Origin of the sequence: Mesorhizobium wenxiniae, from assembly GCF_002284535.1 — a bacterium.
GTDB classification, from domain to species: Bacteria; Pseudomonadota; Alphaproteobacteria; order Rhizobiales; family Rhizobiaceae; genus Mesorhizobium; species Mesorhizobium wenxiniae.
Window position 1 is genome coordinate 466,830 of the sequence record NZ_NPKH01000020.1, and the last position, 15,871, is coordinate 482,700.

The 15,871-nt window shown below is 61.3% G+C and carries 12 protein-coding genes; 4 read left to right on the plus strand and 8 right to left on the minus strand.

The genetic code is table 11. The features are described from left to right. Positions 1–168: 168 nt before the first annotated feature. Entirely contained in the window at positions 169–543 is a 375-nt protein-coding gene (locus tag CIT31_RS34170; RefSeq protein WP_165778423.1) for a hypothetical protein, read from the minus strand. Between the two features lie 224 nt (positions 544–767). Here CIT31_RS34170 and CIT31_RS12535 point away from each other — a divergent pair, with 224 nt between their 5' ends. Next, positions 768–1,685: an aldo/keto reductase gene (locus CIT31_RS12535; protein WP_095518833.1), complete on the plus strand. Its 918-nt coding sequence runs from the start codon at positions 768–770 to the stop codon at positions 1,683–1,685. After that, positions 1,686–2,351, plus strand: a complete 666-nt coding sequence (locus CIT31_RS12540) for a DUF6064 family protein (protein ID WP_095518834.1) — start codon at positions 1,686–1,688, stop codon at positions 2,349–2,351. 245 nt (positions 2,352–2,596) lie between these two features. On the opposite strand, the gene CIT31_RS12545 is transcribed toward CIT31_RS12540, so the two are convergent. The 4 genes from CIT31_RS12545 to CIT31_RS12560 form a co-directional block, all read right to left on the minus strand. After that, positions 2,597–3,241, minus strand: coding sequence for a ThuA domain-containing protein (locus tag CIT31_RS12545; protein ID WP_095519352.1), 645 nt, complete (start codon positions 3,239–3,241; stop codon positions 2,597–2,599). Positions 3,242–3,509: 268 nt separating this feature from the next. Next, positions 3,510–3,785: a hypothetical protein gene (locus CIT31_RS33810; protein ID WP_133116141.1), complete on the minus strand. Its 276-nt coding sequence runs from the start codon at positions 3,783–3,785 to the stop codon at positions 3,510–3,512. Positions 3,786–3,933: 148 nt separating this feature from the next. Continuing rightward, positions 3,934–4,971 carry an acetate/propionate family kinase gene (locus CIT31_RS12555; RefSeq protein ID WP_342586917.1) on the minus strand — a complete coding sequence of 346 codons (1,038 nt, stop codon included), beginning with the start codon at positions 4,969–4,971 and terminating at the stop codon, positions 3,934–3,936. Between the two features lie 129 nt (positions 4,972–5,100). Continuing rightward, complete coding sequence (locus CIT31_RS12560) at positions 5,101–7,512, minus strand: phosphoketolase family protein (RefSeq protein WP_095518836.1); 2,412 nt, start codon at positions 7,510–7,512, stop codon at positions 5,101–5,103. Positions 7,513–7,776: 264 nt separating this feature from the next. On the opposite strand from CIT31_RS12560, the gene CIT31_RS12565 reads away from it, so the two are divergent. Both CIT31_RS12565 and CIT31_RS12570 read left to right on the plus strand, forming a co-directional pair. Next, positions 7,777–9,768 (plus strand): protein-L-isoaspartate(D-aspartate) O-methyltransferase, encoded by a 1,992-nt coding sequence (locus tag CIT31_RS12565; protein WP_095518837.1) that lies wholly within the window; start codon positions 7,777–7,779, stop codon positions 9,766–9,768. A 98-nt stretch (positions 9,769–9,866) separates the two neighbouring features. Then, a complete protein-coding gene (locus CIT31_RS12570) occupies positions 9,867–10,073 on the plus strand; it encodes a hypothetical protein (RefSeq protein WP_029350518.1) in 207 nt (68 codons plus the stop codon). Between the two features lie 392 nt (positions 10,074–10,465). Here CIT31_RS12570 and CIT31_RS12575 read toward each other — a convergent pair whose 3' ends face one another. From CIT31_RS12575 to CIT31_RS12585, 3 genes are read right to left on the minus strand one after another with little or no spacing between them, the layout of a single operon-like run. After that, on the minus strand, positions 10,466–12,070 hold the full coding sequence (locus CIT31_RS12575) for a SpoVR family protein (protein WP_095518838.1): 1,605 nt from the start codon (positions 12,068–12,070) through the stop codon (positions 10,466–10,468). A 9-nt stretch (positions 12,071–12,079) separates the two neighbouring features. Beyond that, positions 12,080–13,390, minus strand: coding sequence for a YeaH/YhbH family protein (locus CIT31_RS12580; RefSeq protein WP_029350513.1), 1,311 nt, complete (start codon positions 13,388–13,390; stop codon positions 12,080–12,082). Positions 13,391–13,409: 19 nt separating this feature from the next. Next, entirely contained in the window at positions 13,410–15,359 is a 1,950-nt protein-coding gene (locus CIT31_RS12585; protein ID WP_029350511.1) for a PrkA family serine protein kinase, read from the minus strand. Positions 15,360–15,871 lie beyond the last annotated feature (512 nt).

Consider the following 15,871-nt stretch of genomic DNA (forward strand, 5'->3'; position numbering starts at 1 on the left):
GGTTGACTCGATTATCTGCTTGCCTAACTAGGTTCTCGGGGCTCAGCGCAAATCACTACAGTCGGTATGATATCTTCCCGCATCCGAACGCTTGTCCTTGTTGTTATTCTCCTGGCCGGCAGTTCGATCGTGTCCTCCTGCGTCGCCCCTGACGACACGTCGAACCTCTCAAAGGAAGACGGCACAACGGCGGCAGCCCGCAAAGAGATGGTCGGTCTCAGCGAGGCGGACGTTCGAATGTGCGCTGGCTTTCCAACTGCCACCGTCGATGCGGGCGGAAGCCAGATCTGGACGTATCAGCGTACCGTTCAACGCGGCAATCTCAACGTCGTGATTCCAACTTTGGCCGTGGGTGCGGTCCCGACGGTTGGAGGAGCGCTCAATGTCGATCCTGGCGGCTATTGCAACACGCAAATCCGAATGGTCGGTGGCCGAGTTGCCGAGGTCGCCTACGCCGGCGACAACAACACGCAGAACCACCGCGATGCGCTCTGCGTCAGCACGGTAGACGGCTGCGTGGCATATGCCCGCCAGCGCCATCAAGTCAGGACAGGAGCCATTTCCAGGTAATCGGGCCGGCTGGCGCACCCCAGGCCCTGCACCGTTCGTTCCTATTTCAGGCAGGCGTTCGATATTCCGAACCGCTGCCAGAGACCGACCTCCCCGCCGATCAGCCTTGCGAAGGCCGATCGCCCGGAACCATTCTTGTGGTCGGGAGTACAAGAAGTCGGGAGTACAGGGAGTCGGGAGTACAGGGACGGCAGACGATGATCATCACCCGCAGGACGTTCGTGAAGGCTGCCGCCACTTCCGGAGCGGCTCTGGTGCTGCCGGGAACCGCGCCCGGCGCGCCGCCTGCGCCGGTGATGCGGGCCGTGCCCTCCTCGGGAGAGATGCTTCCCGCTGTGGGCCTGGGCACCTGGATCACCTTCAATGTCGGCGACGATCCGGTGCTGCGCGACGAGTGCGCCGAGGTGATGGCGGCCTTCTTCGCGGCGGGCGGCCGCATGATCGATTCCTCGCCCATGTACGGCTCCTCGCAGCCTGTGATCGGCTATGGCCTCGAGAAGCTCGGCCGGCCCGAAGCGCTGTTTTCCGCCGAGAAGGTCTGGACCTCCTCCGCCGCCGACGGACCCGCGCAGATCGAGCAGTCGCGCCGCTTGTGGGGTGTGCCGCGCTTCGATCTCGTGCAGGTCCACAACCTCGTCGCCTGGGAAACGCATCTCGAAACCTTGTTCGCCAAGAAGGCGGACGGGCGGATCCGTTATGTCGGCATCACGACGTCCGAAGGACGACGGCACGACCTGTTCGAACAAATCATGCGCGCGCATCCGCTCGACTTCGTGCAGCTCACCTATAACATCGTCGACCGCGAGGCGGAGGAGCGGCTCCTGCCGCTGGCGGCCGAGCGCGGGATGGCCGTCATCGTCAACCGGCCGTTTCGCCAAGGCGCGCTGACGCGCCAGCTCGAAGGCGAGACGCTGCCGGACTGGGCGGCGGAGATCGGTGCCGGGACCTGGGCGCAGTTCATTTTGAAGTTCATCCTTTCGCATCCCTCCGTAACCGTCGCCATCCCCGCCACCACCCGCGTCGAACACGTGCGCGAGAACGTGCTGGCGGCGACTGGTCCCCTCCCCGACGCGGCCATGCGCGATCAGATGGCGGCCTACGTCCGGAATCTCTAGATGTCGGAATGGTGGACCTACCGGCTGGAAGATTTCCTGCTATTCTCGCCGCGCGTCTACTGGCGCATGTTTGAGTTGGCCAATGCTGCCTTCTGGCCGCTGCATCTCCTGACGCTCGCCGCCGGCCTCGCCATTGTCCTGCTCGTGCTGCGGCGGCCGCCTCGCCACGGCCTCTGGATTGCGCTCCTCCTCGCCGCGCTCTTTGCCTTCGTCGGCTGGTCCTTCCTGTCGAGCCGCTATGCCGTGATCAACTGGGCGATCGCCTATGTCGCGCCGGCCTTCGGCCTGCAGGCGCTGCTGCTGGCATTCGGCGGTGCCGCGCGCGGCGGCCTCGCCTTCGAGCGGCGGGACATCGCAGCAAGGCTCGGGCTGCTGATCATGGCCGCTGGCCTCGTCGTCTATCCCCTCCTGCCGCCGCTTTTCCGGCGGCCATGGACAAGCGCCGAGGTCTTCGGCATCGCGCCCGACCCGACTGCAATCACGACGCTCGGCGTCCTGCTTGCAGCGAACGGCGGGCCTGTGCCGCTGCTGTTTGCGATCCCGCTGCTGTGGCTGCTGCTCAGCGGCCTGACGCTCCATGCCATGGGCGATCCGCAGGCCTGGCCGCCGCTTCTGGCAGCGGGCACCACTGTCGCTGCCTTGGCCCTGCGCCGCATTGCTCGGTGATGCAATAACGCTTCGGCATTTGCTCCGGCAAGAAACGTGAGCGATTGTCGGCAGCACGTTTGTTCTTGGTTTGTGCCGGCAGCAGTGCTATGAGTTGTTTACGGTGCCTATTCGCGCCAACGACCCGCGGCCGAGGCGGGTTTTCGTTTCAGGTTCGGCGCCCTCCTTCACAGGGATCCAAATCCATCTCTGACGGCGTGGCAGGATTCCTGGCGTGGCGACCAGCAGGACCGACTGTCGCGCTCTCAGCGCGCCGCCCACACCAGGCCGCGGCGACGAAATATCGTTCGCATCTGCGGCACCGCGAACTCCCTGACGGCATGTCCGAGTGCCGAATAGAACACCCTTCCCTTGCCGTGCCGGCGCTTCCAGACGACCGGCATGACCACGCCTTCTATCCAGGACGCGTGCTCGCCGGAGAAGGTGGTGGTCGCCAGCACCTCATTCGATGGATCCACATGCATGTAGTACTGCTCGGAGCGGTACGGGAAATCATCGATGCCGTTCATGATCGGATCGTCGCGCCTGATGATGTCGACCCGGTAGTCGATGATGTTGCCTGGGTGGGCCACCCACTGACCGCCGCACATGAACTGGTATTCCGTGGCTTCACGAAAGGCATCGCACATGCCGCCGTGATAGCCGCCAAGGCCGACACCGCCCTCGACTGCCTTTGTCAGGTTGAACTCCTCGTTCTTCGCAAGCTTGGCCATCGTGTAGATCGGGACGATCAGGCTCAGATCGGCGATCGCCGGGTCGGCGAATATCTCCGTCGTGGTTTCGACGCGCACGCCAAACCCTTCCTCCTCGAGCATCGCCTTGACGACGCGCGCACCTTCTTCCGGCTCGTGTCCATCCCAGCCGCCCCATACGATCAGCGCTTGCCGCATATTCTTCTCCGTCAGTTGGTGCATGAAGACTGACAGCAAGATGATCTATGAAACAAGGGCCGTACGAAATTAGTGGTGACGGGTTTGAATTTGGCAGTTTGCACGGCACAGCCCCAACGCCGCGGTAGACGGCCACGGTTCAGTGGATTGCCGCATTCTTTTGCGTGGCGCGGGTCAGGTTGGCGACGCTCATGGCACCGATGCCAACAGCGCAAAAGCCGTGCTTGATGCCGATAGGCTCGGCACTGCAAGGGTGGTGATCTGCCCCTTAGAACCACCGCCGCTCAGGTTCGGAACTCTTTGCAATCACAATTCCCAAGACAACACCGAGCACGCCGCCAAGCATCATCGCCGAAGATATTGTGCCTGGATTCTGCTGGACAGTTTCAGTCACGGTGTGCGCCTGGCTACGCAATTGCCGGGCTGCGCGCGAGGCCCGTTCGGCGGCGCTGTCGTACCAGCCCTCTGCCTCCTCGGCGCGGTCGGAAAGGGTCCGATTTATTTTCGTGATCTCGCGGCGAAGCTCAGCGATCTGCTTCTTCATCGCCTCCTGGGCTTCGTTTGCCGCCTTTGAGGCGCCTGCGTTGTTAGGGGTTTCGGCCATTGGATCTCTCCCTTTGGTATCAGACAGGGGAACGGTCGCAGGCGCGCAGGGTTCCTTGTCTTGGATAACAGCACCGTTGATTGCGCTATCAAGCATTCCCCTGCACGCGCGTGTGGCGAGCGATGATCCTCTCCTCGTCGGTCGCGACGACGCGTATTTCGACCTTGCTGTCCGATCGGCTTATGATCTCGGCATGAGAGCCATTGGATGGCTCGTCGATCGCCACGCCAAGCCAATGAAGCCTTTCGCATATCGCCTTGCGGACCGGCGCTGAGCGCTCGCCAATGCCGGCGGTGAACACGAGGCATTCGAGGCCGCCCAACGTGTTGGCGAGTGCGGCAACTTCCCTTGCGGCCCGGAAAGCAAAAAGATCTACCGCTTCGCGGGCGTGGGGATCGTCGCTCGCTTGCAGCGTGCGCATGTCGCCCGAGATGCCGGATATTCCGAGCAGCCCGGATTCCTCATAGAGCATGTGCTGCAGAGCCTCCCCCGCGATACCTCTCTCCAGGATGAAGTACAAAAGCACGCCCGGATCGATGGCGCCGCAACGCGTGCCCATGACCAGGCCGTCGAGCGCGGAAAAGCCCATCGTCGTATCGACGCTTCTTCCGTCGCGCATGGCGCACAGGCTCGCTCCGTTGCCGAGATGGGCGACGATCGTCCGCTTCGCCGCAAGACCGGGCGCTATCTCCTTGAGCCGCCCGGCGATGTATTCGTAGGAAAGACCATGAAACCCGTAGCGGCGGATTCCGTCCTCATCAAATCTACGCGGCAGCGCGAAACGGCTCACGATCGGATCGATCGTCTGATGGAAGGCTGTGTCGAAACATCCGACCTGCGGCAGATCCGGCCGCAGCGCCGCAAGTGTGCGGATCGGCGCGAGACTGCGAGGCTGATGCAGCGGAGCAAGCGGCGTCAGCCTGTCCAACGCCTCGATCACGTGAGGCGTCAGGCGGACGGGTTCGACGAAGTCGCGCCCGCCATGCACGATGCGGTGTCCGGCGGAGACCAGTTTTCTGCCGCCAAGTTCGCTCTCGATCCAGTCGAGCAACGCGTCGATGCCCGCATTGCGCGCGTCTCCAGCAAGCGGCCGATCACACTGCACTGTTCCATCGGCCGCTTTCACGCTGAGCCTCGGCGCATTGCCCAGGTCCAGCGTACCACGCGAGACGAGTTGCAGTTCTGCCGACGGTTCAATATAGTCCGAACTTGATACTGGAGGAGCCGGCGTTCAGTGCAAGAATTGCGTGTCGCATCAACCGGCAACCTTCGTCGCACTGTTATCAGGCCAGTTCCACTTCTGAATCTCGGGCATGTCTTCGCCGTACTCGCGGACATAAGCCTTGTGTTCCGCAAGCTTCCCGTGAAGTTCGGCGGCAAGATTTTTCGCCCGTTCGGCGAGACCTGGCACGCGTTCGATCGCGGCGAGCGCCAGGTGAAAACGGTCAAGTTCATTGAGCACGACCATGTCGAACGGCGTGGTGGTGGTGCCTTCCTCGCGAAAACCGTGCACGTGCATGTTGTCATGGTTGGCGCGTCGGTAGGTCAGCCGGTGGATGAGGTAGGGATAGCCGTGATAGGCGAAGATGACCGGCCTGGTTTTCGTGAACAGCGCGTCGAAATCCTCATCGGCAAGGCCATGCGGATGCTTTGAATTCGACTGCAGCGTCATCAGGTCGACCACATTGACGACGCGAACCTTCAGGTCTGGAAGCGCCGAACGCAAAATGTCGGTGGCAGCGAGCGTCTCCAGTGTCGGCACGTCGCCGGCGCAGGCCATCACCACATCCGGATCCTCGCCCTTGGCAACCGTTCCGGCCCATTCCCAGATCCCCGCCCCCGCCCTGCAGTGGGTTTCTGCGTCTTCGACAGACAGCCATTGCGGCGCCGGCTGCTTGCCGGCGGTGATGACGTTGATGCGGTTGTAGGTTCTCAGGCAATGGTCGGTGATCCAGAGCAGCGTGTTGGCATCCGGCGGGAAATAGAGCCTGACGGTATCGGCCTTCTTGTTGGCGACAAAATCGGCAAAGCCCGGATCCTGGTGACTGAAGCCGTTGTGATCCTGCCGCCAGACATGAGAGGTCAGCAGGTAATTGAGTGAAGCGATCGGCTTGCGCCAGGCAAGCTCGCGGGATGTCTTCAGCCATTTCGCATGCTGGTTGACCATGGAATCGACGATGTGGATGAACGCCTCGTAACAGGAAAACAGGCCATGCCGGCCGGTCAGCAGATAGCCTTCCAGCCAACCCTGGCAGAGATGCTCGCTGAGCACTTCCATGAGACGGCCGTCACGCGAGAGCTGGACGTCGTAGGGCTCGATCCGCTGCGTCCAGACCCGGTCCGTAACCTCGAAGACGTCGTCAAGGCGGTTGGAGGACGTCTCATCCGGCCCCATCAGCCGGAAATTTCTGGCCTCCGCATTCAGGCGTATGACGTCGCGGAGATAGCTTCCGAGAACCCGCGTCGCCTCGGCTGTGGCACCTCCCGGACGCCGCACGTCGAGCGCCAGGCTTTTCCAATCGGGAAGCACGAGGTCGCGCTTCAGCAATCCGCCATTGGCATAGGGGCTTGCGCCCATGCGCTTTGACCCGGTTGGCGCAAGCGCCGCCAACTCTGGAAGCAGATGCCCGCTGTTGTCGAACAGCTTTTCCGGCTCGTAGCTCCGCATCCAGTCTTCGAGGATCTTGCGGTGCGCCTCGTTGCCGCGCGCGTTCGACACCGGAACTTGATGCGAGCGCCAGAAATCCTCGACCTTCTTGCCGTCGACCTCCTTCGGTCCGGTCCACCCCTTCGGGCTACGCAGCACGATCATCGGCCACAGCGGACGCTCTCCCTGCCAGCCCGACGCTCGGGCGCGCTTCTGGATGGAGCGGATTCTGTCCAGCGCGGTGTCCAACTTCGTGGCCATCAACCGATGCATGGGAATCGGCTCGTGTCCTTCGACGAAAAGTGGTTCGTAGCCATAGCCGGCGAACAGGCTCCGCAATTCCACGTCATCCATGCGGGCAAGGATCGTCGGGTTGGCGATCTTGTAGCCGTTGAGATGCAGGATCGGCAGCACGGCGCCGTCGGATGCCGGATTGAGGAACTTGTTGGAGTGCCATGCCGCCGCGAGCGGACCGGTCTCCGCTTCACCGTCGCCGACGACGCAGGCGACCACCAGATCAGGATTGTCGAAGGCCGCGCCGAAGGCATGGACCAGCGCATATCCCAGTTCTCCGCCTTCATGGATCGAGCCGGGCGTTTCCGGAGCAGCGTGGCTCGGCACTCCACCGGGGAAGGAGAATTGCCGGAAGAGTTTCCTCAGGCCGTCTTCGCCCTGGCCGATCTCAGGATAGATCTCGCTGTAGGTGCCCTCAAGCCACGTGTTCGCCACCATCGCCGGGCCGCCATGACCTGGGCCGCAGATAAACAGAACGTCGAGACCGCGTTCCCGGAGAACGCGGTTCAGGTGGACGTAGATGAAGTTGAGGCCAGGTGTCGTGCCCCAATGGCCGAGCAGCCGCGGCTTGACGTGTTCGGCTTTCAGGGGCTCGCGCAGCAGCGGATTGTCCATCAGATAGATCTGGCCAACCGAAATATAGTTCGCGGCCCGCCAATAACGGTCCATGAGATCGACCTGATAAAGGCCTGTTGTGGTCGCAGCTCTCTGAGCCTCGTCGTTCATGGAAAAGTCTCCAGATGCATTCGCCCGTCGATATCTGGAGTGAGATCGCCTCGGAGAAAGGATTTTCACGGAAATAAGTTCGGCCGGAGCCGCCATCCGCGCCTGCCAATCGCTCTTTTGCAGGAACCTGGAAGCTCGCCAACGGTTAAGGAGACGAGCCGCCGAAATGAGATCAAGCGCTGCCGAGCAGAGTGCACGCCGATCGAGGGATTGTCGCCGGGGAGCCGTTAGGCACGATTGGGGGGCCCGAAAGAGGAGCAAAGGATGCTCGATCTTCCCGATGCACGCGACCGAATGGTCGAAGTCCAGCTCAGCCGCCGTGGCATCCATGACCGCGAGGTGCTGGAAGCGATGCGTGAGGTTCCACGCGAGGCTTTCGTCGCGCCCGGCTTTGAAGAATTCGCCTACGAGGATGGGCCGCTGCCGATCGCCGAGGGTCAGACGATATCGCAGCCCTACATCGTCGCCTTGATGATCGAGATGGCAGAGATCGGACCGGGCGACCATGTCCTGGAGGTTGGCACCGGCTCAGGGTACGCGGCTGCCGTGATGAGCCGGATCGTCGAACGCGTCTACACGATCGAACGCCACGCCGGGTTGGCCGAAACGGCGAGACAGCGGTTCGAAGAGCTTGGCTATGACAATATCGAAGTCCGCACCGGCGATGGCACCAAAGGCTGGCCCGACGCAGCGCCCTTCGACGCCATTCTTGTCGCCGCCGGCGGACCCGGTGCGCCGCTTGCCCTTCAGGAACAGCTCGACGTCGGCGGCAGGCTCGTCATCCCGGTCGGCGACGAACCGCATGATCAGCGCCTTCTCAAGGTCACCCGGACTGGCGCTGCAACTTACAGCGAGGAGGATTTCGGCGGCGTGCGGTTTGTCCCGCTCATCGGCGAGCAGGGCTGGCCCGAGAGCGGCAGCCGTACCGCGGATCGTCGGTCCGGACCCGCACGCACGCGCAGCCTGCCGGAGATGATCGCGGCAGCGGCCGAACCGCTGCCGGATTTCGACGATCCGGCGTTCGGCGAATTGTTCGACCGGTTTGGCGACCGGCGCGTCGTCCTGCTTGGTGAAGCGAGCCACGGTACGTCGGAGTTCTACCGGGCTCGTGCGGCGACCACCCGCAGGCTTATCGAGAAGCACGGCTTCACCATCGTCGCGGTCGAAGCCGACTGGCCTGACGCAGCGGCGATTGACCGCCACGTCCGTCATCGGCCGTCGCGGGCTGACGCCGATCCGCCGTTCCAGCGGTTTCCCACCTGGATGTGGCGCAACACCGACGTTGCCGCGTTTGTCGACTGGATGCGACAACACAATGAGCGGATTAGGATATCGTCCCGGCTGGCGGGCTTCTATGGCCTCGACATCTACAATATGAGCGGATCGATCGGCGCGGTTCTGCAATATCTCGATCGGGTCGATCCGCAGGCAGCAAAGATCGCGCGTGAACGCTATGGCTGCCTGACGCCTTGGCAACACGAACCATCCACCTACGGCCGTGTCGCGCTCACATCGGGTTACGAGAAATGCGAGCAGGCCGTGCTTGAACAATGCCGCGAACTGCTTGCCAAGCAGCTCGACTATGCGCAGCAGGACGGCGTTGATTTTCTGGATGCCACCCAGAATGCCCGGCTGATCGCTTCCGCGGAACGCTACTATCGGATCATGTACTATGGCGGCGCGCAGTCCTGGAACCTGCGCGACACCCATATGTTCGAGACACTCGAGCATCTGCTGGAAGCCCGCGGGCCGAACGCCAAGGCGGTCGTGTGGGCGCACAACTCCCACATCGGAGATGCACGCTATACCGAAATGGGGATTGTCAGGGACGAAGTAAACATCGGCCAGCTCTGCCGCCAGCGTTTCGGCGACGAGGCGGCCTTGATTGGGCTCAGTACGCATTCCGGGACAGTGGCCGCGGCCTCCGACTGGGACAGCGAGATGGAAATCAAGCGGGTGCGGCCCTCGCATAGCGATAGCTTCGAGCGGCTTTGCCATGATTGCGGCGTCTCGCGTTTCCTGCTCGACATCAAGCGCGACGACGATCTTCGCGAGCGGCTTCTGGAGCGCCGGCTGGAGCGCTTCATCGGCGTGATCTATCGGCCGGAAACCGAACTGCGTAGCCATTACGCGGCTGCCTTTCTTGCCCAGCAGTTTGACGCCTTCGTCTGGTTTGACGAAACCGTCGCGGTGACGCCGCTTGGGCCGGAGCATATGGGAGCGGGCGTTCCCGACACCTATCCGTTCGGACTTTAGCCCCTCTCGGACAACGCCGCATCAAGGTGAGTTTCGGCGGAACATTCATCGCGCCCTGCTGTTTTCTACAACAAGACCCTTTTCGAAGGAGTTGTGCCATGAGCGGAACCAAACATCCAAAGTGGAAAAAGCCGAGCGATGCCGATTTGAGGAACAATCCCGGTATCGGGACCTCCAAGGGCACGATCAAGGAAGGCGACGAACTCTTACTCGAAGGCGAAAACACGATCGAAGGCGATGTCGAGAACGACACCAACGCCCTTGGCGGGATCAATCCAAGGCAAAAGATGCGGACGAACAAGTAGCGTCGCTGCGTGTTACGAGCCAGGGAGGAGCACATGCGCGCATTTATGATTGTCGCGGCGCGCAGGAGATGTGAAGCAAGCTTCGGAGAGTATCCCATGACCGATCCTGATCCTGATCCGAACAATCCCGTGCCGATACCGGATAATCCGAATCCTGAGCCTGCCCGGCCGCCTGCTCCGCCGGAAACTCCGCCGGATGAGCCTCCGGGCGTTCCTCCGCCTTCGCCCGATCCCGTTCCCAGCCCGCAAAGGCAGCCCGTCGAAATTCCTCCCGAGACACCATCCGAGATTCCGACGAAACCGACCTTCCCGGGTCCGACGGCCAGAGCATCGGACCCGAGAGTGGAAACCCGGCTGTAGAACGACGCCGTCGCCGGCCATCCAGGTTCTGGTCATTCCCCGATTTGGCTGGTCGAACGTTCGTTGAGCGTCCCGCCCGTTTGCGCATCGATCGCCGCCAGGCTGACCTCATAGCCCCACAGGGTGCGGATATGGCGGAGGGTGGCGTCGCGACTGGCCTCCTCCAGCATGATGCCGTTCTTCACCTTGTGCTCCAGCCGCAATTGTCGGTCACCGAGCAGATCAACATCCACCACTTGGATATCCGGCCGGCTCGCACCGATGTCGTAGCTCTGGGCGAGCCCGGCGCGTATCTTTTCGTAGCCACGCTCATTGTGAATCGACGCGACTTCGTAATGCGGTTCGCTAGCGGCATCGGCGAGGATAAAGAACCGCCATTTCCGCATCAGGGCGGGGCTCAGATACTGGCGGATGAATGATTCGTCGCGATGGTTCGCCCACGCGTCGAGCAGGGTTTCGCGCCAATTGCCGTTGCCGGCGATATCGGGGAACCAGTCACGATCCTCGGCGGTCGGCTCAGTCGATATGCGCTGAATGTCCTGCATCATGTCGAGGCCCAAGGCATAAGGATTGATGCCGGAAAAACGCGGATCGTCGAAGCCTGGCTGAAAGATCACGTTCGAATGGTTGCGCAGGATTTCCAGCATCGCGCCTTCATTGATCAGGCCGCGATCGAACAGCATGTTCATGAGTGTGTAGTGCACGAAAGTGGCGCAGCCTTCGTTCATTACCTGCGTTTGCCGCTGCGGATAGAAGTATTGCGCGACGACGCGGACTATCCTGATGATTTCACGCTGCCAAGGCTCCAGGACCAGGCTGTTTTTTTCCAGGAAGTAGAGCAGGTTCTCCTCGGGCAGGTTGAGCGTTTTCTTCCGCTCTGCGATGCCGGTGACCGTTTCGTTGGCCTTGGTCCCGTCCTTCGACGGCGGGAGCGTGCGCCACAGATCGTTGTAGGAACGCTCTTCGTACTCCAGGCGCTCACGAACGCCTTCTCGCTGCCGCTCCGACGAGAGCTTCGGCGGTCGGCGGTATCTGAACACGCCCTGTTCCATCAGCGCGTGGGCAGCATCGAGGATGGCCTCCACCGCGGCGACGCCGTGCCGCTCCTCGCAACGGGCAATGTAACCCTTGGCGAAGTCCAGATAGCCCAGGATAGCGCTGGCATCCGTCCATTGCCGGAACAGATGATTGTTCTTGAAAAAATGATTGTGGCCAAGCGCTGCATGAGCTGTCACCAGGGCCTGCAGGGCCATGGTGTTTTCCTCCATCAGGTAGACGATGCAAGGATTGGAATTGATCACCAGTTCATAGGCGAGCCCCCGCCCGCCTTTGCGATAGAGCAATTCCTGGTAGAGAAAATGCTTGCCGAAGGACCAGTGGCGATACATCAGCGGCATGCCGACCGAGGAATAGGCGTCGAGCATCTGCTGGGACGAGATGATCTCCATCTGCACCGGATAGACGTCGAGGTGAAGCTCTTCGATCGCGAGCGCCTCGATCGCCTGGTAGGCGCGCGACAGTGTCTTGAAATCCCAGTCAGACCCTGAAAAGAGCAATCCTGATTTGCTGGTTTGGCCTGATTTGCTGGTTTGGCCTGATTTGCTGGTTTGGCCGGATTTGCCGGTCTGGTTCGCCATCGGCTCCCCTCAAGCGCTTTTCTGGAAGACCGGCTGCCTGGCAAAGAGCTGGCGAAAGACCGGATAGATGTCGGATGCGTTGGCGATACGGCTCATCTGGAAATTCGGCCATCTCTGGTTGACAGCGCTGTAGGCGCGCCACAGCGAGGTTCCATTGTCGGTGCTGCCGAAAATATGGCTCTCACGTTCGTCGATGATCTCGACATAGGCGAAATACTGGCACAGGCGCATGATCTGGCCGTCCATCAGGCCGATGCAGCGCTCGGAATCGGTTACGAAATTGTCGCCGTCCGATGCCTGGGCGGCATAGATGTTCCACTCGTTGCTGGGATAGCGTTGCTCGATAATGCGGCGCATCTCCTCAAGTGCCGTGGAAACGACCGTACCGCCGCTTTGCGTATTGTAGAAGAAGGTTTCCTCGTCCACCTCCTGCGCCTCGTGCGTATGGCGGATGAAGACGATTTCGGTGCGGTCGTAGCGCCGTTTCAGGAACAGGTGCAGCAGCACGAAGAAGCGCTTGGCCAGATCCTTCTCGCGTTCGCCCATCGAGCCGGATACGTCCATGAGACAGAACATGACCGCATTGGCATTCGGCACGGGCTGGGCGTCAAAACGGTTGAAGCGGATGTCGACGGGATCGACATAGGCGATCCGCTTACGGCGGCGCTCAAGTCGCTCAAGCTCTTCCCGCAACGCTGCGATGCGTTGGCGTACCGGCCCCGCGCTCTGGGGCTCTGCCTCCAGGATTGCGAGTTGCTCCGCAATCGCATCAAGCTCCTCCTGCTTCGGGCGCCTGAGCGCAATCCGGCGACCATGGCTGTTTCGCATCGTGCGCCCGACATTGATGTTGGTCGGCGAACCGGTCGCGGCGAACCCTGCGCGGCGCGGCTTGAAGGCAAGTATCTCCTTGAGGTTGAGCTTGACCATGTCGGGAAGTTCGAGATCCTCGAAGAAGAGGTCGAGCACCTCCTCGCGCGAGAGCACGAAACGAAAATCGTCCTCCGAGACCGTTTTCCCGGGAGACGAACCGCCGCCGCCCTGACCGGGCTTGGGAACCCGGTCGCCCGGGGCGAAATGCTTATTGCCCGGCAGGATGTGCTGCCGCTTGCCGCTGTCTTTCGCATCGCTGAAGCTCGGCTCGGCTGTGCCCCTCGCCGGCATCGAGACGGCATGCTCGCTGTCGACATCAGCGATCTTGCCGGTACGAATCCGATCCCGGATGCTTCGCTTCAGCTCTTCGCGCGCACGCTTCAGGAAGCGCTGGCGGTTGCCGAGGCTCTTGTCCTTCGGGTTCAGTCGGCGATCGACAAAGATCGGCATGGAACCACCCCGACCGGCCTCAGCCCGCCTTGTTCACCCGCATGTACCAGTCCACCAGCCGGCGGACCTGACGTTCGGTGTAACCGCGTCCGACCATCCGATGCACGAACTCGGTATGCCGTTTCTCCGTTACGCTGTCCTGCTTGGAGCCGAAGCTGATCACCGGGAGCAGATCCTCGACCTGGCCGAACATCCGCTTCTCGATGACTTCGCGCAGCTTTTCATAGCTTGTCCATGAGGGGTTGCGGCCATTGTTCCTCGCCCGGGCGCGCAACGCGAACTTCACGACCTCATTGCGGAAGTCCTTGGGATTGGCAATGCCGGCCGGCTTTTCGACTTGCGACAGTTCGTTGTCCAGTACCTCGCGATTGAGGATCTGGCCTGTATCGGGGTCTTTGTAGTCCTGATCCTCGATCCAGGCATCGGCGTAGGCGATGTAGCGGTCGAACAGGTTCTGGCCGTATTCGCTGTAGGACTCCAGATAGGCCTTCTGAATCTCATGGCCGATGAACTCGGCATAACGCGTCGCCAGTTCCGACTTTATGAAGTCGAGATAGGCGGCCTCCGTTTCCTTCGGGAACTGCTCGCGCTTGATGGCCTCCTCCAGAATGTACATCAGATGCACAGGATCCGCGGCCACTTCCTTGGTGTCGTAGTTGAATGTCTGCGACAGGATCTTGAAAGCAAAGCGCGTGCTGACGCCCGTCATGCCCTCGTCGACACCGGCGGCATCGCGGTATTCCTGAACCGACTTCGCCTTGGGATCTATGTCCTTGAGGTTCTCGCCGTCATAAACGCGCATCTTCGTGTAAAGCGGCGAATTGTCGTGCTCGGCCAGACGGGTCGAGACGGTGAACCGGCTGAGAATGTCCAGCACCTCCGGTGCACAGGGACTGGAAGCCAACTCGCTTTCGCGCAGCAGCTTTTCGTAGATCTGCCTTTCTTCGGTGACCTGCAGGCAGTACGGCACCTTGACCACCAGGATGCGGTCGAGGAACGCCTCGTTGTTCTTGTTGTTCTTGAACTGCAGCCATTCCGACTCGTTGGAATGGGCTACGACGATGCCCTGATAAGGAAAAGATCCGAAGTTCTCCGTACCGTTGTAGCTGCCTTCCTGGGTAGCGGTCAGCAAAGGATGGAGGACTTTGATCGGCGCCTTGAACATCTCGACGAACTCAAGCAACCCTTGCGTGGTCCGGTTCAGGCCGCCGCTGTAGGAATAGGCGTCCGGATCGGATTGGCTGAAATTCTCGAGTTGTCGTATATCGACCTTGCCGACCAGGGCCGAAACGTCCTGGTTGTTCTCATCGCCCGGCTCGGTCTTGGCGATGCCGATCTGGCGCAGCCGCGAAGGCATCAGCTTCACGACGCTGAACTTGGAGATGTCGCCGGACAGCTCATCGAGGCGCTTGGCCGCCCACGGCGAGATCAGGCCGTTCAGCCGGCGCCGCGCGATGCCGTATTTGTCCTCCAAAAGGTCGCCCATGCGGTCAGGATTGAAAAGCCCGAGCGGCGATTCGAAAACCGGGCTGATCTGGCCGCCCACCTTCAGCGTATAGATCGGACGCTGCTCCATCAGCTTCTTCAGCCGTTCGGCGAGCGAGGACTTACCGCCGCCGACAGGGCCAAGCAGATAGAGGATCTGCTTGCGTTCCTCGAGCCCTTGAGAGGCATAGCGGAAATAGCCGGCTATGCGCTCGATCGTGTCCTCCATGCCATAAAACTCGGAGAAGGTGGGATAGACCTTGATTGTCCTGTTGGCGAAAATGCGGCCGAGCCGCTCATCCATGCTGGTGTCGATCAGGGTAGGCTCGCCGATCGCCTCGACCATCCGTTCGGGCGCCGAGGCATACATCGATTTATCCTCGCGGCAGGCAAGGAGATATTGCTGGATGCTTATCTCCTCCTGCGCCGCATTCGTGTAAATCTCCGAAAACAGATCGAAGACGTCGGACTGGTTCTCGCGCATGGTATCCTCGCCCCGGCCGGTCTGGTTGCTCTCGCCCTTCATTCAACTATCGGAAAGCCTTTGTGGTTCCCTATCATCACGTAGTGCGTCTGCGACCGGATGTTAGGGGTCGAGACAGATATAGTGAACGCCTGAAAGCCAGCCAGCGAATGGCTCGCACAATGGAACGTTTCCGAGGGATATCCATTCTTCCATCAGCGCGTGCCGAGTGCAACAGCCCGTCGCGAACAAGCTGTTTTTCTGGAGGAATGAACCAGGCCGCCTGCGCTCAGCAGTTGAGTTGGCGGCGCACAGGTCATTCGGTGAAGAGATCTACACTGCACTGTCCACCCCTGGACCGGAAGGGAGCAACGGTTTGCTCCTTCTGGCAACGAGGGAAGGAGATGTTCCATGTTCGAGAACAGTATGTGGTTGATCGTCGTTGCTGGCGGCCCGCTACTGCTAGCAATCGTGATCGCTTACGCACTCCTCACGTGGCGCCGTCGGGGGCCTGCAGAGCGCAGAGAAAGCGA